Annotated in this window: 22 protein-coding genes; 16 read left to right on the top strand and 6 right to left on the bottom strand. The window is 73.2% G+C overall.

Going from position 1 to position 20449, the window contains the following annotated elements:
• Positions 1-203: 203 nt before the first annotated feature.
• Positions 204-905, bottom strand: a complete 702-nt coding sequence (locus ACF068_RS21115; protein ID WP_392275809.1) for a FadR/GntR family transcriptional regulator — start codon at positions 903-905, stop codon at positions 204-206.
• A gap of 142 nt (positions 906-1047) precedes the next feature.
• Here ACF068_RS21115 and ACF068_RS21110 point away from each other — a divergent pair, with 142 nt between their 5' ends.
• The 4 genes from ACF068_RS21110 to ACF068_RS21095 are packed head-to-tail and all read left to right on the top strand — an operon-like array spanning position 1048 to position 3834.
• Positions 1048-1557, top strand: a complete 510-nt coding sequence (locus tag ACF068_RS21110; protein WP_392275808.1) for a gluconokinase — start codon at positions 1048-1050, stop codon at positions 1555-1557.
• Positions 1558-1579: 22 nt separating this feature from the next.
• Complete coding sequence (locus ACF068_RS21105; RefSeq protein ID WP_392275807.1) at positions 1580-2977, top strand: GntP family permease; 1398 nt, start codon at positions 1580-1582, stop codon at positions 2975-2977.
• 57 nt (positions 2978-3034) lie between these two features.
• The gene (locus ACF068_RS21100) at positions 3035-3460 is read left to right on the top strand and encodes an ASCH domain-containing protein (RefSeq protein ID WP_392275806.1); all 426 of its coding nucleotides are present in this window, start codon (positions 3035-3037) and stop codon (positions 3458-3460) included.
• Positions 3457-3834 (top strand): DUF4440 domain-containing protein, encoded by a 378-nt coding sequence (locus ACF068_RS21095; protein ID WP_392275805.1) that lies wholly within the window; start codon positions 3457-3459, stop codon positions 3832-3834. Before ACF068_RS21100 ends, ACF068_RS21095 begins: the two co-directional genes overlap by 4 nt.
• Before the next feature lie 76 nt (positions 3835-3910).
• Here ACF068_RS21095 and ACF068_RS21090 read toward each other — a convergent pair whose 3' ends face one another.
• Positions 3911-5569, bottom strand: coding sequence for an FAD-binding dehydrogenase (locus tag ACF068_RS21090; RefSeq protein ID WP_392275804.1), 1659 nt, complete (start codon positions 5567-5569; stop codon positions 3911-3913).
• An 86-nt stretch (positions 5570-5655) separates the two neighbouring features.
• Here ACF068_RS21090 and ACF068_RS21085 point away from each other — a divergent pair, with 86 nt between their 5' ends.
• Genes ACF068_RS21085 through ACF068_RS21075 form a run of 3 tightly spaced genes read left to right on the top strand, consistent with a single transcriptional unit; the run spans position 5656 to position 6883 of the window.
• Positions 5656-6183, top strand: coding sequence for an NUDIX domain-containing protein (locus ACF068_RS21085; protein WP_392275803.1), 528 nt, complete (start codon positions 5656-5658; stop codon positions 6181-6183).
• Positions 6180-6572 carry a YidH family protein gene (locus tag ACF068_RS21080; protein WP_392275802.1) on the top strand — a complete coding sequence of 131 codons (393 nt, stop codon included), beginning with the start codon at positions 6180-6182 and terminating at the stop codon, positions 6570-6572. Before ACF068_RS21085 ends, ACF068_RS21080 begins: the two co-directional genes overlap by 4 nt.
• On the top strand, positions 6572-6883 hold the full coding sequence (locus ACF068_RS21075) for a DUF202 domain-containing protein (RefSeq protein ID WP_392275801.1): 312 nt from the start codon (positions 6572-6574) through the stop codon (positions 6881-6883). Before ACF068_RS21080 ends, ACF068_RS21075 begins: the two co-directional genes overlap by 1 nt.
• Positions 6884-6919: 36 nt before the next feature.
• Here ACF068_RS21075 and ACF068_RS21070 read toward each other — a convergent pair whose 3' ends face one another.
• Entirely contained in the window at positions 6920-7846 is a 927-nt protein-coding gene (locus tag ACF068_RS21070) for an NADP-dependent oxidoreductase (RefSeq protein WP_392275800.1), read from the bottom strand.
• A gap of 114 nt (positions 7847-7960) precedes the next feature.
• Between ACF068_RS21070 and ACF068_RS21065 the strand changes: the two genes are divergently transcribed.
• The 4 genes from ACF068_RS21065 (at position 7961) to ACF068_RS21050 (ending at position 12991) form a co-directional block, all read left to right on the top strand.
• Complete coding sequence (locus tag ACF068_RS21065; protein ID WP_392275799.1) at positions 7961-8257, top strand: hypothetical protein; 297 nt, start codon at positions 7961-7963, stop codon at positions 8255-8257.
• A gap of 372 nt (positions 8258-8629) precedes the next feature.
• On the top strand, positions 8630-9652 hold the full coding sequence (locus ACF068_RS21060; RefSeq protein WP_392275798.1) for a phosphotransferase family protein: 1023 nt from the start codon (positions 8630-8632) through the stop codon (positions 9650-9652).
• A 9-nt stretch (positions 9653-9661) separates the two neighbouring features.
• Entirely contained in the window at positions 9662-10876 is a 1215-nt protein-coding gene (locus tag ACF068_RS21055) for an acyl-CoA dehydrogenase family protein (protein ID WP_392275797.1), read from the top strand.
• Positions 10877-11134: 258 nt separating this feature from the next.
• Entirely contained in the window at positions 11135-12991 is a 1857-nt protein-coding gene (locus ACF068_RS21050) for a lysyl oxidase family protein (RefSeq protein ID WP_392275796.1), read from the top strand.
• A gap of 9 nt (positions 12992-13000) precedes the next feature.
• Here ACF068_RS21050 and ACF068_RS21045 read toward each other — a convergent pair whose 3' ends face one another.
• The 3 genes from ACF068_RS21045 to ACF068_RS21035 are packed head-to-tail and all read right to left on the bottom strand — an operon-like array spanning position 13001 to position 16063.
• Positions 13001-13594, bottom strand: coding sequence for a TetR/AcrR family transcriptional regulator (locus ACF068_RS21045; protein ID WP_392275795.1), 594 nt, complete (start codon positions 13592-13594; stop codon positions 13001-13003).
• A 43-nt stretch (positions 13595-13637) separates the two neighbouring features.
• Positions 13638-15299 carry a class I adenylate-forming enzyme family protein gene (locus ACF068_RS21040; protein ID WP_392275794.1) on the bottom strand — a complete coding sequence of 554 codons (1662 nt, stop codon included), beginning with the start codon at positions 15297-15299 and terminating at the stop codon, positions 13638-13640.
• Positions 15296-16063, bottom strand: coding sequence for an SDR family oxidoreductase (locus tag ACF068_RS21035; RefSeq protein WP_392275793.1), 768 nt, complete (start codon positions 16061-16063; stop codon positions 15296-15298). Before ACF068_RS21035 ends, ACF068_RS21040 begins: the two co-directional genes overlap by 4 nt.
• 252 nt (positions 16064-16315) lie before the next feature.
• On the opposite strand from ACF068_RS21035, the gene ACF068_RS21030 reads away from it, so the two are divergent.
• The 5 genes from ACF068_RS21030 to ACF068_RS21010 all read left to right on the top strand — a co-directional run bounded on the left by ACF068_RS21030 (position 16316) and on the right by ACF068_RS21010 (position 20445).
• Positions 16316-17554 (top strand): exo-beta-N-acetylmuramidase NamZ domain-containing protein, encoded by a 1239-nt coding sequence (locus ACF068_RS21030; protein WP_392275792.1) that lies wholly within the window; start codon positions 16316-16318, stop codon positions 17552-17554.
• A 326-nt stretch (positions 17555-17880) separates the two neighbouring features.
• Complete coding sequence (locus ACF068_RS21025) at positions 17881-18492, top strand: hypothetical protein (RefSeq protein WP_392275791.1); 612 nt, start codon at positions 17881-17883, stop codon at positions 18490-18492.
• A gap of 131 nt (positions 18493-18623) precedes the next feature.
• Positions 18624-19334, top strand: coding sequence for a 3-keto-5-aminohexanoate cleavage protein (locus ACF068_RS21020; protein WP_392275790.1), 711 nt, complete (start codon positions 18624-18626; stop codon positions 19332-19334).
• Positions 19335-19509: 175 nt separating this feature from the next.
• On the top strand, positions 19510-19935 hold the full coding sequence (locus tag ACF068_RS21015; RefSeq protein WP_392275789.1) for an Hsp20/alpha crystallin family protein: 426 nt from the start codon (positions 19510-19512) through the stop codon (positions 19933-19935).
• A gap of 93 nt (positions 19936-20028) precedes the next feature.
• The gene (locus ACF068_RS21010) at positions 20029-20445 is read left to right on the top strand and encodes a DUF2267 domain-containing protein (RefSeq protein WP_392275788.1); all 417 of its coding nucleotides are present in this window, start codon (positions 20029-20031) and stop codon (positions 20443-20445) included.
• The last annotated feature ends 4 nt before the right edge of the window (positions 20446-20449 follow it).

Below are 20449 nucleotides of genomic sequence, written 5' to 3'. Positions count from 1 at the left end.
TGGAAGTCGCCTTTGTGAGGGGTCGTGCGGTATCAGCCAGCCGTACGTGGGTGATGAATGTGGTCACCGCGGCAGAAGGCCAGGGCACATAGTCACGGCTTCGCCGCCGTTTTGGCTGTGGCCTATGTCACGTACGGGCGGATCTGAGGTGTTTTTGAGGTTACCGACTGGTTAATCAGCGTTGAGCAGCTTACGTGGTGGAGCTACGGCGCGAGGACGTCGAGCTCTCGGAGCGCCCCGGTGGCGATCTCCCTGGTGAGCCGCTCGGCCCGGTCCGCGTCCCGCTCCCGTACGGCCTCGGCGACCCGCACGTGGAGGGTGACGGCGGCCGGGTCGGGGTCCTCGAACATCACGTGGTGGTGCGTCCGCCCCGCGAGGACCTCGGCGACCACGTCGCCGAGCCGGGCGAACATCTCGTTGCCGGAGGCGTTGAGCACAATCCGGTGGAAGGCGATGTCGTGGACCAGATACGCCTCGAGCTGCCGGCCGCGCGAGGTCGCGACCATGCCGAGGGCCTGCTCGGTCAGCTCCCGGCACTGCTCGGGGGTGGCGTGGGTGGCCGCGAGGCCGGCGGCGACCGGCTCGACGGCGGAGCGGAGGACGGTGAGCGAGCGGAGCTGGCGGGGGCGGTCGGCGCCGGCCAGCCGCCAGCGGATGACGCGCGGGTCGTAGACGTTCCACTGCTCGGTGGCGCGCACGGTCACGCCGACGCGGCGGCGCGACTCCACCAGGTGCATGGATTCCAGGACGCGGACCACCTCGCGGATCACGGTGCGTGACACCTCGAAGCGCTGGGCGAGCTCATCGGTGCGCAGCACACTGCCCGGCGGGTACTCCCCCGCGGTGATCGCCAGGCCCAGGGTGTCCAGGACATGCGTGTGGAGCCCGGGTGCCTGCGTCTTCATGTGCATAGCGTAACCGCCACTGAAAAGTATGACTTTTACGTCACAGGCTCTTGAATACGTCGTACCAGATGGGTTTCAGTGTGCGGCGACGGATGCCGCGCGGGCGTCCGGATCGATGTCGAGGAAGACAGCGAGGCACCCCATGGAGCAACCCCCCGTCGTCGTGGTGATGGGCGTGGCCGGGACCGGCAAGACCACCGTCGGCCCGCTGGTCGCCGAACGCCTCGGCGTCCCGTACGCCGAGGGCGACGACTTCCACCCCGAGGCGAACATCGCCAAGATGTCGGCCGGCGTCCCGCTGGACGACGACGACCGGTGGCCCTGGCTGGACGCCATCGGGCGGTGGGCGCACGGGCGGGCGGGCCTCGGCGGGGTGGTGAGCAGCTCGGCGCTGAAGCGGTCGTACCGCGACCGGCTGCGGGCGGCCGCGCCCGGTGCCGTCTTCCTGCACCTGACCGGCGACCGGTCGCTGATCGAGGGGCGGATGGCCGCGCGCACGGGGCACTTCATGCCCGCCGCGCTCCTGGACTCGCAGTTCGCCACGCTCCAGCCGCTCGGGGACGACGAGGCCGGGGTGGCCGTGGACGTCGCCGGCTCCCCCGAGGACATCGCCGACCGGGCCGTCGCCGCGCTGCGCCGGCTCGCCCCCTGATCCGCCTACCCGAGGAACCCCTGTGACCAGTCTCCACGTCGAGATGCTGGCAGCGGACGCCACCGAGCCGATCACCTCGGCCGGCAACGCCCGGCTCGGCATCGCCGTCCTGGCGGGCATCGCCCTCATCGTCCTGCTCATCACCAGGACCAAGCTGCACGCCTTCCTGGCGCTGACCATCGGCTCACTGGCGCTCGGCGCCTTCGCCGGCGCCCCGCTGGACGCGACCATCGCCTCGTTCACCAAGGGCCTCGGCTCGACCGTGGCGGGAGTCGGTGTGCTCATCGCGCTCGGGGCGATCCTCGGCAAGCTGCTCGCCGACTCGGGCGGTGCGGACCGGATCGTCGACACCATCCTGGCGAGGGCGGGCGGCCGGGCCATGCCGTGGGCGATGGTGCTGATCGCCTCGGTGATCGGGCTGCCGCTGTTCTTCGAGGTCGGGATCGTGCTGCTGATCCCGGTGGTGCTGATGGTGGCCCAGCGGGGCGGCTATTCGCTGATGCGGATCGGCATCCCGGCGCTGGCGGGCCTGTCCGTGATGCACGGGCTGATACCGCCGCACCCCGGCCCGCTGGTCGCCATCGACGCCATCGGCGCCAACCTGGGCGTGACGCTGGCGCTGGGCATCGTCGTCGCCGTCCCGACCGTGATCATCGCCGGTCCGCTCTTCTCCCGGTACGCGGCGCGCTGGGTGGACGTCCCGGTGCCCGAGCGGATGGTCCCCCAGCGGGCCTCCGAGGACCTGGAGCGCCGGCCGGGCTTCGGCGCCACGGTCGCGACGGTGCTGCTGCCCGTGGTGCTGATGCTGGTCAAGGCGCTGGTGGACATCGTGGTGGACGACCCGGAGAACCACGTCCAGCGGGTGACCGACGTCATCGGCTCCCCGCTGATCGCGCTGCTCGCCGCCGTCCTGGCCGGCATGTTCACGCTGGGCCGGGCGGCCGGCTTCACCAAGGAGCGGATCTCCTCCACGGTCGAGAAGTCCCTCGCCCCGATCGCCGGCGTACTGCTGATCGTCGGCGCGGGCGGCGGTTTCAAGCAGACGCTCATCGACGTGGGCGTCGGGCGGATGATCCTGGACTTCTCCGACGACTGGTCGGTTCCGGCGCTGCTGCTCGCCTGGCTGATCGCGGTGGCGATCCGGCTGGCCACCGGCTCGGCGACGGTCGCCACCATCTCGGCGGCCGGGCTGGTCGCACCGCTGGCGGCCGACATGTCGACCGCCCACGCGGCGCTGCTGGTACTGGCGATCGGCGCGGGCTCGCTGTTCTTCAGCCATGTCAACGACGCCGGGTTCTGGCTGGTGAAGGAGTACTTCGGGATGTCCGTCAGCCAGACGGTCAAGACCTGGTCGGTGATGGAGACGATCATCTCGGTCGTCGGCATCGGGTGCGTGCTGCTGCTGTCCCTGGTGCTGTAGCCGCGCCCCGGGTATTGCCTCGCGGTCGGGGCGGCGGTCTTGCCAGACTGTCGCCCCATGACGGACTCCGAACAGCTCAAGCCGTATCTGCTGGCCTTCCCCGGGCCGTTGCGCGACCGGTTGGTCGCCGCCGTCCTGTCGGGCGAGAAGGTGTCGACGACCGGTCTCCTCGTGGAGTACGAGGCGGAGGACGAGGAGCTGCCGGAGATCGGCGAACGCTCCGCGCTCATCGACTCCGACGGCCGCGAGGTGGCGGTGGTCGAGGTGACGGAGGTGCGGGTGCTGCCGCTCGGCGAGGTGGACCTGGCGCACGCGCTCGACGAGGGCGAGGGGTACGCCTCGGTCGCCGAGTGGCGGGCGGGCCACGAACGCTTCTGGCACGGCGCCGAGATGCGCGAGGCCCTCGGGGACCCGGACTTCACGGTGGACGACGGGACGATGGTGGTCGCCGAGCGGTTCCGCGTCGTGGAGCGTCTGCGGTGACGGGGGTGGACGAGGCGGTCGCGGGCGAGTTGCGGCTGGTGGACCCGGCGGTACGCACGTCCCGGGCGGAGGCGGCCCGGCTGCTGCACCCGGACTTCGTGGAGGTCGGCGCCTCGGGGCGGCGGTGGAGCCGGGACGACATGCTCGCCGCGCTGCCGGAGCTGGAGGGCGGTGCGGCGGACGGGCCCCGGTACGAGGTGTCCGGCATGACGGGCGTCCTGCTCGCCCCGGACCTGGTGCACCTGACGTACGAAGCGGTCCTGGACGGCCGCCGGACCCGGCGCAGCTCCCTCTGGCGCCGCGACCCGGAGACCGGCGGCGCCTGGCGGCTGTACTACCACCAGGGGACTCCGGTGCCGGAGGGCGTGCCCTAGGGAGTGTGGCGACACCCGCCTCGGGGGGTGCCGTGCCGGCAGGGCCGCGGGGCACCCGCGCGCGGCCCGATACGCGCTACGCGCCGGTGGCCTGCGCGGCGGCGCGGCCGGCGGCGCGGCCCGAGAAGATGCAGCCGCCGAGGAAGGTGCCCTCCAGGGCCCGGTAGCCGTGGACGCCGCCGCCGCCGAAACCGGCGGCTTCGCCGGCCGCGTAGACGCCGGGCAGCGGGGTGCCGTCGGCGGTGAGCACGCGGGAGGAGAGGTCGGTCTCCAGGCCGCCCAGTGACTTGCGGGTGAGGATGTTGAGGCGTACGGCGATGAGCGGGCCCGCCTTGGGGTCGAGGACGCGGTGCGGGGCGACCGTGCGGATCAGTTTGTCGCCGAGGTACTTGCGGGCCCCGTGGATCGCCGTGACCTGGAGGTCCTTGGTGAAGGGGTTGGCGATCTCGCGGTCGCGGGCGACGATCTCGCGGCGCAGCGCGGCCTCGTCGATCAGCGGTTCCTTCGTCAGCGCGTTCATGCCGCGCACCAGGGACGTCAGGTCGTCCTCGACGACGAAGTCGGCACCGTGGTCCATGAACGCCTTGACGGGGCCGGGGACGTCGGCGCGGGCGCGGTCCAGGACGCCCCGCACGGACTTGCCGGTGAGGTCGGGGTTCTGCTCGGACCCGGAGAGGGTGAACTCCTTGCCGATGATGCGCCGGTTGAGGACGAACCAGGTGTGGCCGTGGCCGCTCCGCGCGATGTGTTCGAGGGTGCCGAGCGTGTCGAAGCCGGGGAACAGCGGGACGGGCAGCCGCCGGCCGTGCGCGTCCAGCCACAGCGAGGACGGTCCGGGGAGGATGCGGATGCCGTGCCGCGCCCAGATGGGGTTCCAGTTCTCGATGCCCTCGGTGTAGTGCCACATCCGGTCGCGGTTGATGTGGTGGGCGCCGGCCTCCTCGGCGATGCCGAGCATCAGGCCGTCGACGTGGGCGGGCACGCCGGAGAGCAGCTTCTCGGGCGGGGTGCCGAGCCGCTCGGGCCACTGGGCCCGGACCAGGTCGTGGTTGCCGCCGATGCCGCCCGAGGTGATGACGACGGCCTGGGCCCGGTACGCGAACGTGCCGGTGACCCGGCGGCTGCTGGCCGTGCCGCGCTCGGCGCCGGACGGCTCCAGGACCTCGCCGCTGACGGTGTCGACGGCGCCCGCGGTGCGGCCGAGGCCGGTGACCCGGTGACGGAACGCGAGCCGTACGAGGCCCCGGTCGACGCCCGCGCGGACGCGGCGCTCGAAGGGGGCGACGAGGCCGGGGCCGGTGCCCCAGGTGATGTGGAAGCGCGGGACCGAGTTGCCGTGCCCGGTGGCGCCGTAGCCGCCGCGTTCGGCCCAGCCGACGACCGGGAAGAAGCGGACACCCTGCCGGTGCAGCCAGGCCCGCTTCTCGCCGGCCGCGAAGTCGACGTACGCCTCGGCCCACGCGCGCGGCCAGTGGTCCTCAGGGCGGTCGAAGCCGGCGGTGCCGAGCCAGTCCTGGAGGGCGAGGGCGTGGCTGTCGCGGATGCGCATCCGGCGCTGTTCGGGCGAGTCGACGAAGAACAGCCCGCCGAAGGACCAGTGCGCCTGGCCGCCGAGGGACTGTGCCGGCTCCTGGTCGAGAAGGATGACGCTGCGGCCCGCGTCGACGAGCTCGGCGGTGGCGACCAGGCCCGCGAGACCCGCCCCGATCACGATCACATCAGCGTCGTACGCCATGGGTCCTCATCCTTGTCGGCCGGGTGCTCCGATCTTCGGTACGCGGCGGTAACACGTCAACAGGCGGGCGGTGATTTCATGGCCGCATGAGCGCTGCCGAAGAGATCCTGGACGTCGTCGACGAGCACGACGAGGTGGTGGGGCGGGCGCCGCGCGGCGAGGTGTACGCGCGGGGCCTGCGGCACCGGTGCGTGTTCGTCCTGGCCCGGGACGCCGAGGACCGGCTGTTCGTCCACCGCCGCACGGCCACCAAGCTGGTCTTCCCGTCGCTGTACGACATGTTCGTGGGCGGTGTCGTCGGGGCGGGCGAGGGCTACGACGAGGCGGCGCTGCGGGAGGCGGAGGAGGAGCTGGGCGTGCGCGGGCTGCCGGCGCCCACGCCGCTGCTGAAGTTCCTGTACGAGGACGGGGGCGGGCGCGGGTCGTGGTGGTCGGCCGTGTACGAGGTGCGGTGCGCCCTGCCGGTGGAGCCGCAGGCCGAGGAGGTCGCCTGGCACGCGTTCCTGCCGGAGCGGGAGCTGGAGGCGCGGCTGGGCGACTGGGAGTGGGTGCCGGACGGGCTGGCGGCCTACGAAAGGCTGCGCGAGTACCGCGCCGGTAGTCTGATCATGTGAGCGACTTCGTGCGGGGCCTGCGGCTGTGGTTCGCGCCGCAGCGGATCCGGGAGGAGGGCGCGACGCCCGACTACCGGTTCTCCCTCGCCAACGAGCGCACCTTCCTGGCCTGGCTCCGTACCGCGCTGGCGCTGGTCGGCGGCGGGTTCGCGGTGGACCAGTTCCTGCCCGACCTGCGGTGGGGCGTCCGGGTGGGGATGGCGCTCGCCCTGCTGGCCGCCGGGGCGCTGTGCGCGCTGCGGGCGGTGAACCACTGGGTGCGGTGCGAGCGGGCGATGCGGCGGGGCGAGGACCTGCCGGTGAGCCGCTTCCCGACGCTGCTGAGCCTGGCGGTGGGTCTGGTCGCGGGCGCGATGGTGGTGGTCGTCCTGTTCGGCTGGCGCGACTGATGGACGTGGGCGGCCGCGACCCGGGGCTCCAGCCGGAGCGGACGCGGCTGGCGTGGCGGCGTACGACCCTGTCGGCGACGGTCGCGGCGGTGCTCGCCGCCAAGCAGGCGCTGCACGACGGGGTGGACGCGGCGGGACTGGTGGGGGCGGGGCTGTCGCTGCTGGTGTGGCTGGCGTTCCTGATCGTCGCCCATCGCCGGGTGGGGGCGCTGGCCCCGGTGCGCCCGGTCCCGATGACGCCGCGCGGCGCGGTCGCGGCGGCGGCCTGCACGGTGGCGCTGGCCGCGTTCGGGGTGGCGGTGGTGGTGTGAGCGTGGCGGCGTGTCACGGGTTCCGCCGCCCGCGCCTCAGCCGACGGTGACGACGACCTTGCCGTGCAGGCCGCCCTCCCTGTTGGCGCGCTGGGCCTCGGCGGCCTGCTCCAGGGGGAAGGTGCGGGCGACCCGGACCGACAGGGCGCCCTGTTCGGCCAGTTCGGCGAGGACCGTGAGGTCGGCCATGTCGGGGCGTACCCAGTAGTAGTGGCCGCCGAGCGCGACGACCTCGCCGTCGGCGACGGAGGCCAGGCGGCCCTCGGGGGCGAGCAGGTGGGCGGAGTCCTTGAGGACCTGACCGCCGACGGTGTCGAGGGCCGCGTCCACGCCGTGCGGGGCCAGCTTCCTGACCCGTCCGGTGAAGCCGTCCCCGTACGCCACCGGTTCGGCGCCCAGCTCGCGTACCCGGTCCAGGCCGTTCCCGCGGGCGGCGCCGATGACCCGGGCACCGATGTGCCGGGCGATCTGGACGGCCATCGAGCCGACGGCGCCGGACGCGGCGTTCACCAGGACGGTGTCGCCCGGCCGCACGGCGAGCGCCCGGTGCAGCGCCTGGTACGCCGTGAGGCCGGCCAGCGGCAGGGCCGCCGCCTCCTCGAAGCCCAGGTTGCGGGGCTTGCGCGCCAGGGTGCGGACGGGCGCCGCGACGTACTCGGCGAAGGTGCCGTGGCACAGGACGTCCTCGCGGACGTACCCCATCACCTCGTCCCCGACGGCGAACTCCGGTACGGACACCCCGGGCTGGATGACGACGCCGGAGACGTCCCAGCCGGGGATCACCGGGAAGACGGTGTCGAAGGTCGTGTCGAGGTACCCGGCCTGGGCCTTCCAGTCGACCGGGTTGACGGCGGCAGCGCGCACCCTGACGAGCACCTTGTCCGGGCCCACCTTGGGGTCCGGCCGGTCGCCGTACTCGAGGACTTCGGGGCCGCCGTAGTGGTGGTAGCTGATGGCCTTCATGGTCCGACCCTCCGGGCCGCTCCGCCGGCTCGCAAGCGGAGGGAACCACAAACCGATCAATGCCGACAAAAAGGGCTAGCCTGGTGGTGTCGTCCTCGACGTCGGAGGCCCGCGATGACCGTTCTCCATCAGGAACACTCCTCGCACACCCACGTGCACGGTCCGGCCTGCGGGCACCGGGCGATGGTCCACAACGACCACTTGGACTACGTCCACGACGGGCACCTGCACCGGGAGCACTCCGGGCACTGGGACGAGTGCGAGCCGGGGGAGCACATCGCCCACAGCGGGCACAGCCACGAGCACGGCGAGGGGTGCGGGCACCCGGCCGTCGCACACGGCGACCACATGGACTACGTGCACGAGGGACACCGGCACGCGGCGCACGAGGGCCACTGGGACGATCACTGACCGCCGCCACCGACCGGGGTGCGCCCGGGGCCCGCGCCGAGGCCGGCCGGCCTCCGGGGACGGGTGAGCCGCCGCACACCCACTCGCCGGGCCCGGAGCGCGCGTTCATGTCCGTGACCGGGTGACGGCCGGGGCTTGGGGCGGGCGGCGGGCCGGGGCCAGGAGGGTAGAGGGCGGGTGCAGCGGCGATGAGCGAGGTGGGCGGGACACAGTCGATCGGCGACGGCGTTCCCTCCTGTGCACGCTGTTCAGTGACATGACCCCGGAGCTGGATACCCACAGGCGATTACCGGTCCGGTACTGGACGACATACCGACTGGTCGGTCATGCTGCGTACCACCACCCGTCTTCCCGTATCCGGAGGTGCGAACGATGAGCTCAGCTCCCCCACCAGGTCTCGATCCCGAGCGGTTGCGCGGCTTCCTCGACCGCGAGCGGCCCGGCCTGGTGAGCGGACCGCTCAGCGCCCGCCTCGTCGAGGGCGGCCGGTCGAACCTCACGTACCTCGTCACCGACTCCACCGGCCAGTGGGTGGTGCGCCGCCCGCCGCTCGGACACGTCCTCGCCACCGCCCACGACATGAGGCGCGAGCACCGGGTGATCAGCGCCCTGCACCCGACGGCGGTGCCGGTCCCCGAGCCGCTGGTGCTGTGCGAGGACGAGGAGGTGCTCGGAGCGCCGTTCTACGTCATGGAGTTCGTGTCCGGCACCCCGTACCGCACCGCCGCGCAGCTCGCCCCGCTCGGCCCCGGGCGCACCCGGGCCGCCGTCCTCGGCCTGGTCGACACCCTGGTCGACCTGCACGCGGTGGACCCCGCGGCCGTGGGGCTCGGCGACTTCGGGCGGCCCGACGGCTTCCTGGACCGGCAGCTCCGGCGCTGGGGCAAGCAGCTCGACGCCTCCCGCAGCCGCGAGCTGGCCGGGATCGACGAGCTGCACGCCGCCCTGGGCCGTGACCTGCCGCGCTCCCCCGCGGCGACCGTCGTGCACGGCGACTACCGCCTGGACAACGCGCTGCTGGGCGAGGACGACCGGGTGAACGCCGTCCTGGACTGGGAGATGTCCACGCTCGGCGACCCGCTCACCGACCTGGGCCTGCTGGCCATGTACAGCGTCCGGCTGGACCTGCCGCACTCCCCCGTCTCCACCACCGCGGCCGCGCCCGGGCACCCCTCGCCCGCCGAGCTGGTCGAGCGCTACGCCGACCGCTCCGGCCGCGACACCTCCGCCATCTCCTGGTACACGGCGTTCGCCTGGTTCAAGCTCGCCGTGATCCTGGAGGGCATCCACTACCGCTACACCCTCGGGCAGACCGTCGGCGCCGGTTTCGACCGGATCGGCGAGCTGGTCCCGGTCTTCATCGAGCACGGCCTCACCACCCTCCAGGAAGGCTGACCGTCACCCATGGACTTCGCATTCGACGCGCGCACCGAGGAACTGCGGGCGAAACTCCTCGCCTTCATGGACGACTTCGTCTACCCGGCGGAGGAGCTCGCGCACGAGCAGCGCGCGAAGCTCGCCTCCCCGTGGGACACCCCGGCGGTGGTCGAGAATCTCAAGGCCGAGGCGCGCCGGCAGGGCCTGTGGAACCTCTTCCTGCCCGACGAGGAGCACGGCGCCGGTCTGACGAACCTCCAGTACGCCCCGCTCGCCGAGATCACCGGCCGCTCCCCGCACCTGGCGCCCACGGCGCTGAACTGCGCGGCCCCGGACACCGGCAACATGGAGGTGCTGGCCCAGTTCGGCGACGAGCGGCAGAAGGAGCGGTGGCTGCGGCCGCTGCTCGCCGGGGAGATCCGGTCCGCCTTCGCGATGACCGAGCCCGAGGTGGCCTCGTCCGACGCGACCAACATCGAGACCCGGATCCGGCGGGACGGTGACGACTACGTCATCAACGGCCGCAAGTGGTACATCTCCGGGGCGATGAACCCGGACTGCGCGATCTTCATCGTGATGGGCAAGACCGACCCGGACGGCGAGGACGTCCGCCGCCAGCAGTCGATGGTCCTGGTGCCCCGCGACACCCCGGGGCTGCACGTCCGGCGCGCGATGCAGGTGTACGGGTACGAGGACCACTCCCACGGCGGACACGCCGAGGTCGTCTTCGAGGACGTCCGGGTGCCGGCGGCGAACCTGATCGGCGAGGAGGGCGGCGGCTTCGCCATCGCCCAGGCCCGGCTCGGCCCCGGGCGCATCCACCACTGCATGCGGCTGATCGGCATGGCCGAGCGGGCGATCGAGCTGATGTGCCGCCGTGCGGTGTCCCGTACCGCCTTCGGCAAGCCGCTGGCCGCGCAGGGGCAGGTGCAGGGGTGGATCGCCGACGCCCGGGTGACGGTGGAGCAACTGCGGCTGCTGGTGCTGAAGACGGCCTGGCTGATGGACACGGTCGGCAACAGGGGCGCCCACACCGAGATCCAGGCCATCAAGATCGCCACGCCCCGCGCGGTGGTGGACATCATCGACAAGGCGGTCCAGGTGCACGGCGCGGGAGGCGTCAGCCAGGACTTCCCGCTCGCCGAACTGTGGGCGTCGGCACGCACGTTGAAGCTCGCGGACGGCCCGGACGAGGTGCACCAGCGGTCGCTGGCGCGGCGGGAGCTGAAGGCGTACCTCTGAGTTCCCGTACGGAAGCGGGTGGAGCCCGGGGCCTTCGTGGTCCCGGGCTCCTCCGCGTGCGAGGCCCGGCGACGGGAACCGCGGGGCGGTCCGGTCCGGCGGCCGGTGACTGGTTTCGGCCAAGGATCCGGGGGTGACCGGTTCACAGCCAACCCACAGGACCCGGGGACGCTCTCACGGGCCGGAGACGGCCACGCGCCCCGACCACGCGCGCCGGCCGCCCTCCGTCCCCGATCGGCACTCGCAGAACGAGGAACGATGACCAGATCCCACCAGACCCGTCTCGGGCGCTCGGTGATCGCCGGAACCGCGGCCGTCGCCGTGACCGCCGGCATCGTCGCCGCCGCGCCCGACGGCAAGGCGGCCCCGTCCACCCCGCAGCTCAGCCTGATCGCCGCCGCCAAGTCGGTGACGCTCGACTCCTACAAGGAGGAACCGGGCGTCTACCTCGACCTCGGTACCTACCTCACCGCCGAGGGCGCCCCGCTGGAACTGCGGGTGACCCGCAAGTCCTACAAGGACCCGGTCGTCGCCACGCAGATGGTCCGCGAGGGGAACAGGACCCGCGCCAAGGCGCTGCCCGCGGGCCTGGTGAAGGACTTCTCGGGGCTGCCCGGGTTCGTCCAGGTCACCCTCACCAACGCGGCCGGGAAGACCGTGCTGAACCGCACGGAGGACTTCTGCCCCAACAACGCCTCGGGACGGGTCCGGCCCGACGCCCCGGCGACGTCGAAGTATCCGGAGAGCTGCCCCACCAACCCCTTCACGCTCGGTTCCGTGTGGGGCGTGGAGCAGGGCTGGGCCGCCAACACGTACGCGGGCGTCTACTCGCGGCCCGTCGTCCTGCCGGCCGGCACCTACACGGCCAAGGTGTCCGTGGCGAAGCGCTACCGGGACGTCTTCGGCATCGCGGACAAGCCGCAGACGGTCAAGGTGACCGTGCGCGAGGTCAGCGGCGAGGGGGGCGGCGCCGGAGTGGCGTCCGCCGCGCGGCGCGACACCCACGCGGCCGGCCACACCGGGGTGACCGCCCCGGCCGGGCACGACGGGCACGCGGCCCCGTCCGCCGCCGGGCACGACGGGCACGGCGCTCCGGCGGGCCACGGCACGCACCCGGCTCCGGCCGGGCACGGCACCGCGGCGGCCGGGCACGGCACCGCGGGCGGGCACGCGGGGCACGGGGCCGTGGCCCCGGCGGCGCCCGCGGCTCCCACCAGCGGTGCGGGACCCTCGTACAACGTGGGCCACGGGCCTCTGATCCCGGCACCGCCCGCCGTGCCGTGGGCGGTCAAGCGGCAGGGCCTGAAGGCGGGGGCGCGGATGGGTGACGGGGGCGGCCAGACCGACGGCTCCCGCAAGGCGCCCGCGGTGAAGGCCGCCCCCAAGCGGCCGACCGGCAAGGCGACCGTGCCCGACGTCCCCAAGCCCGACCTCCGTTCGCTGCCCGCCTACGGCATCACCGTCAGCCCGCCGGCCACCGAGGGGCCCGACAAGGGCAAGGACTTCCTCGCCTTCAGCGCCAACGTGTGGAACGCCGGCCCCGCCCAGCTCGTCGTCGACGGCTTCCGCTCCCCCGGCAAGGAGCTGATGGACGCCTACCAGTACTTCTACGACGCCAAGGGCAAGCAGGTCGGCTACACCCCGACCGGCACCATGGAGTGGGACCCGCGCCCGGGCCACGTGCACTGGCACTTCACCGACTTCGCCAGCTACCGGCTGCTGAAGGCGGACCAGAAGGAGGCCGTGCGCAGCGGCAAGGAGGCCTTCTGCCTGGCCAACACGGACGCGGTCGACTACACGGTGAAGAACGCCAACTGGCACCCGTACAACACCGACCTGTCCACGGCCTGCGGCCAGGAGAACTCGATCTCGGTGCGTGAGGTGCTGGACGTCGGTTCCGGCGACACCTACACCCAGGACCTGCCCGGCCAGTCCTTCGACATCACCACGCTGCCGAACGGCACCTACTACATCCAGGTGCTGGCCAACCCGGCGAAGCGGCTCAAGGAGACCGACCTGACCAACAACAGCGCGCTGCGCAAGATCGTCCTCGGCGGGAAGAAGGGCGCCCGTACGGTCACCGTGCCGGCGCACGACCTGGTGAACGCCAACTGACGTCCGGCGTCAGGGCCGCAACGCCCTCAGCAGCAGGTCGGCCAGGTGGTCGGCCACCTGCTGGGGGCTGAGCGGCCCGCCCGGGCGGTACCAGGTGGACAGGTGGTGGACCGAGCCGAAGTGGTAGTCCACCACCAGGTCCGCGGGCGTGGCGGTGGAGAAGACGCCCTCCTCCTGGCCCTCCTCGATGAGGGCCCGGAACCGCTCGTGGTAGCGGCGCCGCTCCGCCCGCACCTGCTTGTTCTTCTCCGGGCTCAGGTGGTGCATCGACCGGAAGAAGATCGACGCGTCGTCGAGGTTGTCGATGGTGGTGACCACCACGTCGGCGGCGGCGTCGCGCAGCCGCTGCTCCACCGGGGCGTCCGCGCCCGCGAAGGCGTCCAGCCGCTCCTGCTGGAGCCGCAGCACGCGCGAGTACACCTCCTGGAGCAGGTCCTCCTTGGAGCCGAAGTAGTGGTAGAGGGCGCCCTTGGTGACGCCCGCCGCCTCGACGATCTCCTGGACGGAGGTGCGGTCGTAGCCGCGCTCCGCGAAGAGCCGGGTGGCGGTGGCCAGCAGCCTCTGGGGGACGGGGGTGCCGCTCCCGTCCGTCGTCCTGGCCATGTGCCGCCACCTCTCTCGTGTCCGCGTCCGTGTCGCCGTCGTCTTACGCGGGGTAACGCAGTTCCCGCCTGAGGATCTTCCCACTCGTGGTCTTGGGGAGTTCCGGCAGGATCTCGACCTCGCGGGGATATTTGTACGCCGCCAGCCGCCGCTCGCAGTACGCGGACAGCTCGGCGGGCTCGATCGAGGCGCCGGGCCGGAGGCTGACGTAGGCCTTGACCGTCTCCCCCCGGTAGGCGTCGGGGACCCCGACGACGGCCGCCTCGCGGACCGCCGGATGGGTGTGGAGGACGTCCTCCACCTCGCGCGGCCACACCTTGAAGCCGGAGGCGTTGATCATGTCCTTCTTGCGGTCGACGACGTAGAGCCAGCCGTCCGGGTCCATGAAGCCGATGTCGCCGGTGCGCAGTTCGCCGTCCGGGAAGGTCGTGGCGGTGGCCTCCGGCAGCCGCCAGTAGCCGGGGACGACCTGGGGGCCGCGTACCGCGATCTCGCCCTGCTCGCCGAACGGCACCTCGGCGCCCGTTTCGTCCAGGATGCGCACGACGGTCGCGGGTCCCGGCACGCCGACCGACAGGGTGCCGGAGACGGGGTCGACCGGCGCCTCCTTCTCGGGCGGTACGGAGGCGCAGGGGGCGGTGCACTCGGTGAGGCCGTAGCCGTTGCGGATGTAGGGGCCGAACGCGGTGCGGAACTTCTCGACGAGCGCCGGGGGCACCGGGGCGCCGCCGGAGGAGATCACCCGGAAGGAGGCGAAGTGGCCGGGCGTGGCGGCGGGGTGGGCGGCCAGGGCCATGAAGGCGGTGGAGGGGCCGACGGTGTAGGCGGGACGGTGCTCGGCGAAGGCGTCCAGGACGACGCCCGCCTCGAAGCGGTACGCGAGGACGAGGGTGCCCGCGTTGGCGACGCAGGCGGCCAGTTCGCAGACCAGGCCGGTGATGTGGAAGAGCGGGGCGAGGGCGAAGTAGGCGGCGCCCTCCTCGACGGGGTGGCCGGTGCGCTGCCGCTCGGCGTTGTACATGATCCCGTCGTGCCGGTTCATGGCGCCCTTGGGGGTGCCGCTGGTGCCGGAGGTGTAGCTGATCAGGGCGATGTCGGGGCCGGCGGGGTCCCGCCCGTCGGGCGCCGGGTGCCCGGCCCGCGCGACGGCGACCAGGTCGTGGGTGTCGGCCGGGACGGGCAGCCGCTCGAAGCCGAGGACGCGCGGGTCGTCGCGGGTCTGGAGGTCCTTCTCGCAGGCGGTGAGGACGACGGTCACGGACGAGGCCGCGGCGGTCCCGCGGAGGTACGCCTCCCAGGCGCGGTCGGAGCAGACCAGCGCGCTCGCCCCGGAGTCGTCCAGGGCGTGGGCGACCTCGGCCGACTTGTACATCGGGTTCAGCGGGACGACGGTGGCGCCCGCCTTCCAGGCGCCGAGGAGGGCGAGGACGAAGTGCGGGGTGTTCTGGAGCATGACCGCGACCCGGTCGCCGCGGCCGATGCCCCGGGAGGCCAGGTGTCCGGCCACCGAGTCGGAGAGCGCGTCGGTCTCGCGGTAGGTCAGGCGACCGTCGAAATAGGCCAGCGCGGGGTGCTCCGGGGCGCGGGCGGCGGCCGCGCGGAGGGCGTGCACCAGGGTGGCCGCCGGCCGGACCGGCGCCCGCTGGGCGTCGCTGAGCTGGGCGAGCCAGGGCTTGGCCGCGTAGATCGAGGTCGTCGGGTTCACTGCCCGCTGCCCTCCCACTTCTGCTGGATGTGGCTCATATTGTTCAGCCAGCGTTCGGGGTCGCTCGCACGGGCCCGGTAGTAACCGGCCACCTCGGGGTGCGGCAGGATCAGGAAGCGGTCGGACTCGATGCCCTCGAACAGCGCGTCGGCCACGTCCTCGGGTTCGATGGCGGTGGGGGCGAGGACGAGGTCCCCGGCCGAGCCGGCGGCGGTGAGCATGTCGGTGCGGACGCCCTGCGGGCAGATCGCGTGGACCTTCAGGCCGCGGTGGCGGTAGGTGAGCGAGAGCCATTCGGCGAAGGCGTAGGCGCCGTGCTTGGACACGCTGTACGGCACGGCGCCGACCATGGTGAGCAGCCCGGCGGCGGAGACAGTGGAGACGAAGCGGCCCGAGCCGCGCTCCAGCCAGTCGGGCAGCAGGGCGCGGGCGGCGCGGACGTGGGCCATCACGTTGACGTCCCAGGCGGCCGCCCAGACGTCCTCGCCGGCGAAGGCGTCGCCGGGTGAGGCGAGGCCGGCGTTGGCGCAGTAGACGTCGACGGTGCCGCCGAGCGCGTCGCGGGCCTCGTCGACGATCGCGGAGGCGTCGCCGGGGACGGCGGTGGCGCCGATCTCGTCGGCGACGGCCTTGGTGCGGGCGGGGTCGAGGTCGTTGACCACGACGCGGGCCCCTTCCGCGGCGAACCTGCGCGCGAGGGCGGCTCCGATGCCGCCGCCCGCTCCGGTGACGACCACGCCCGCGCCCTGGACCGTCGTGCTCATCGGGACCCGCCTCTCTGGTGACTGGTGTCTGGCGTGCCCGCGGTGCCGGTGACCGGTGCCGGGCAGCCTGTCGCCGGTGCCCGGCGACCTGTGGCCGGCGCCCGGTGAGGGTGACCGATGACCACGGACGAGCGACAGACTAACCAGTCGGTATGTGCGGAGGGAAGGCCGTCGTGCCGTGTTCGTTCCCTGGCGGCGCGGGGCGCGCTAGCGTGCGTGGCCGGAACGGTCGGTCGTCACGGAGGTGTGCGGATGAGCGTGTCCAGGCGGGGTCTGCTGGTCGCCGGCGGTGCGGCCGGGGCGGTGGCGGCCGCGGCGCCCGCCGTCGCGCACGGGGGCGGCCGGCGGGTGCGGACCGGTTTCGACCTGCTCGCGGCCGACGGGTACGCGGCGCTGGCCGGGCAGCGGGTGGGCGTGGTGACCAACCCGACGGGGGTGACGGCAGGGGCCCGGCACATCGTGGACGTGATGCACGCCGACGACCGGGTGGACCTGGTGGCGGTGTTCGGCCCCGAGCACGGGTTCCGGGGCACGGCCCAGGCGGGCGGTTCGGAGGGGCGGTACGACGACCCGGCGACGGGGCTGCCGGTCTACGACACGTACCTGAAGAGCGGGCAGCCCCTGGCGGACGTCTTCACCGCGTCGGGCGTCGACACGGTCGTGTTCGACATCCAGGACGTGGGCGCCCGCTTCTACACGTACATCTGGACGCTGTACGACTGCATGGTGGCGGCGGCGCTCGCGGGCAAGCGCCTCATGGTGCTGGACCGCCCGAACCCGGTGACCGGGCGGGCCGCGCTGGGGCCCGTCCTGGAGCGGCCGTTCGCGACCTTCGTGGGGCGGGAGCCGATCGCCCAGGCGCACGGGATGACGGTGGCGGAACTGGCGCGGCTGTTCAACGGGGAGTTCCTGGCGAAGCCGGTGGAGCTGGCGACGGTACGGATGTCGGGGTGGCGGCGGTCGGACTTCTTCGACGCCACGGGGCTGCCGTGGGTGCCGCCGAGCCCCAACATGCCGACGCCGGACACGGCGCTGGTGTACTCCGGGACGTGTCTGTTCGAGGGCACGAACCTCTCGGAGGGGCGGGGGACGACCCGGCCCTTCGAACTGCTGGGCGCCGAGGGCGTCGACCGGCGCTGGGCGGAGGCCGCGAACGCCCTGGACCTGCCGGGCGTGCGCTTCCGGGAGGCGTACTTCGCCCCGGTGTTCTCCAAGTTCCAGGGCAGGACGGTGGGCGGGGTGCAGGTGCACGTCCACGACCGGGAGGCGTTCGATCCGGTGCGCGCGGGTATCGGTCTGCTGGTGACGGCGAAACGGAGCTGGAGCGGGTTCGCCTGGCGGGCGGACAACTGGATCGACAAGCTGACGGGTTCGACCCGGGTCCGGACGCTGGTCGACGCGGGCGCGGACACGGACGAGGTCGTGGGCGCCTGGGAGGCGGACCTGGCGGCCTTCCGCGCGGTGCGCCGGCGGTACCTGATGTACCGCTGATCCGGTGGGGCCGGTGGCCGAACCGGCCACGGCCGCCGGGGTGGCGGCGCCGGGGACCGGCCGTCCGGAGCGGTGGTATCCCGCCGTTGCCGTCGCGCGGGCGGTACGGCCGGGTATGGGGGTGTTCGTGCGCGGCCGGACGCCGCCGTACCCGCTGTGTGGTGAGGGAGCGTCAGTTCCGCCGGAGCGCCACTCCCGGCGCCGTGGGGACATTTCACGTCAGATGTCCCGCTGATGGGCGTCATTCGTTTTTCGATGGAGCCGAACCGGGAACCCGTACGTCCATTCATCGACGCCGAAGTACGAGTGACGGAGGTGGCAGTGCAATGGCCGGTTTCCGGAGTCTTGCAAGACAGGTGCGTGATCCGGGATGTGATCTGGCGCTGCGGCGGTACTCGCTGCGCAAGTGCCTTGAGCGGTTCGCCCCTTATGGGCACCGGGCGACCTGGGACCACCTGTGCACCAGGCACAGGTTCGGGCCGGAGGACCGGGAACCCGATCCGGCGCGGCTGGTGGCCGCGCTCGACGAGCTGGAGGAGGCACGGGCGGTCTGGCTCGCGTACGAGGAGAAGTTCGCCGCGCGCCGCAGGCGCGAGAAGCACGACGGGCTGCGGCGGCCCGGCTGGATCGACGACTGGCACCGGCGCACGTGGGGCGGCAACGGCATAGCGCGGTGCGACGACCCGTCGCTGCACCCGACGGTGCCCCTGGCGGAGGCGCTGCGCCGGCTGATCACCGCCCTGGAGGCCGGCCCCGGCGAGCACTGCCCGGTGTGCGCGGGGGACGCGATCGTCTGGCGACCGGACCTGTCGAACGAGCCGTGGTTCGGACCGGTGTGCACCCACTGCGGAGTGGTGGTGCCGCAGGCGGTGCTGACGCCCGACGCGCTGGCGACGGCGAAACGGGAGCGGCGCCGGGAACTCGTGTCGGTGGCGTGAGTGCGGGCAACGAGCGGGGGCGCGCGACTGCGTCGGCACGCCCCCTCAGCCCGGCCGGTACGCCCCTCGCCGGTCGTGGGCCCGTCGCCGGTGGCGGGCCCGTCGCCGGTGGAGGATGCCACCATCGGGGCATGATCCAGGTCTGTCTGAACGGGAGCCGCGGGCCCGGTGACGCCGCGGCCGTCCCCGTGTCGCCCGCCGCGCTGGCCGAGGCGGCCGCCCGCGCGGTCGCGGCCGGGGCCGCCGATGTCCATCTGCACCCCAAGACACCGTGCGGGGACGACACGATGTCCCCACGGGTGGTGGCCGCGGCACTCGGGGCGGTACGGGAGGTGGTGGACGTCCCGGTCGGGGTGACCACGGGCGCCTGGGCCGAGCCGGATCCACGGCGGCGGGTGGAGCGGGTGCGCTCCTGGACGGTGCTGCCCGACCACGCCTCGGTCAACTGGCACGAGCCGGGCGCCGAGGAGGTCGCCGCCGCGCTGCTGGAGCGCGGCGTGGGCGTGGAGGCCGGTGTCTGGTCCGGTACGGACGGCGCGCGGCGGTTCCTGGCGTCGCCCCTGGCGCCCCGGGTGACGAGGGTGCTGGCCGAGGTGACGGACCGGGACGCGGCGACGGCCGGGGACACGGCCCGGGCGCTGCTGGCGGAGCTGGGCGGTGCCCGTGGCGTGCCCGTCCTGCTGCACGGCGAGGAGGGCGGCGCCTGGCCCGTGCTGCGCCTGGCGGTACGGCTGGGGCTGGACACCCGCGTGGGCCTGGAGGACACGCTGGTCCTGCCCGACGGGCGGCCCGCGGGGTCGAACGCGCGGCTGGTGGAGGCGGCGCGGGCGTACCGGGCGTGACCGCCGGGCGGACACGTGCCCGCCGAGCGGACAGGCATCTGCCGCGCGCGGGCACGCGGTCGGCCAGGAGCACGCGAGTGAGTTTTCTTGAGTCGCGGCTTGTCAACTTTCACCGGCCGAGCTATAAGAAAAAGCAGACGTCAGCAGCATCCGTGATGACGCAGAGGAGGGACCGATGATGCTGATGCGGACCGACCCCTTCCGTGAGCTCGACCGGCTCACCGAGCGCCTGTTGGGCACCGGCACCCACCCGGCGGCCATGCCGATGGACGCCTACCGCGAGGGGGAGACCTTCGTCGTCCGGCTCGACCTCCCGGGCGTGACGCCCGAGAGCATCGACCTGGACGTCGAGCGCAACGTCCTCACCGTCAGGGCCGAGCGGCGTACGGCCCCGGACGGCGACGCCGAGATGGTGATCGCCGAGCGGCCGTCCGGCACCTTCAGCCGCCAGCTCTTCCTGGGCGAGACGCTGGACACCGAGCGCATCGAGGCGTCGTACGACGTCGGTGTCCTGACGCTGCGGATCCCGGTCGCCGAGCAGGCCAAGCCCCGCAAGATCGAGATCAGCGGCGGCAGCGACCGCAAGCAGATCAGCGGCTGACCCGGCCCGCCGCCGCAGCGCGAGAGACGGGCGGGGCCCGGTTCCTCCCGGCCCCGCCCGGGCCCGTCGATCGAGGTACCGAGGGGAAGAGAGATGCGCATGCGTTGGGACGCGTTCCTGACCGCGGTACAGGAACGCGGTGAATACCCCTCCCGGCGGGAGGCGGACCGGGCGGCCAGGGTCGTCCTGGCGCTGCTGGGCGCCCATCTCGTCGGCAACGAGCGGGCCGAGCTGGCCGCCGGCCTGCCGGAAACCTGTGCCCTGGTGCTGCTCAACCCGCTCCCGGCCGCCGAACCGCTCGGGCCCGACCGGTTCGTACGGGCCACGGCGGCGTGGATCGAGGGTGCCACGGAGGAGACGGCCAAGTGGGACATCGGCGCGGTGCTGAGCGTCGTGGCCGACACCGCGGACGAGGACCTGATGCGCCGGATACTCCTCCAGCTTCCGCCCGGGTACGACCTCCTGTTCGGCCGCCCCGGCATGGACCCGGGCCTCCCCCCGCCGGCCTGACGCC

Origin of the sequence: Streptomyces sp. NPDC016309, from assembly GCF_043077235.1 — a bacterium.
Lineage (GTDB): Bacteria > Actinomycetota > Actinomycetes > Streptomycetales > Streptomycetaceae > Streptomyces.
Note: the sequence above shows the minus strand (reverse complement) of the source record. Positions and strands in the feature narration are given on the sequence as shown.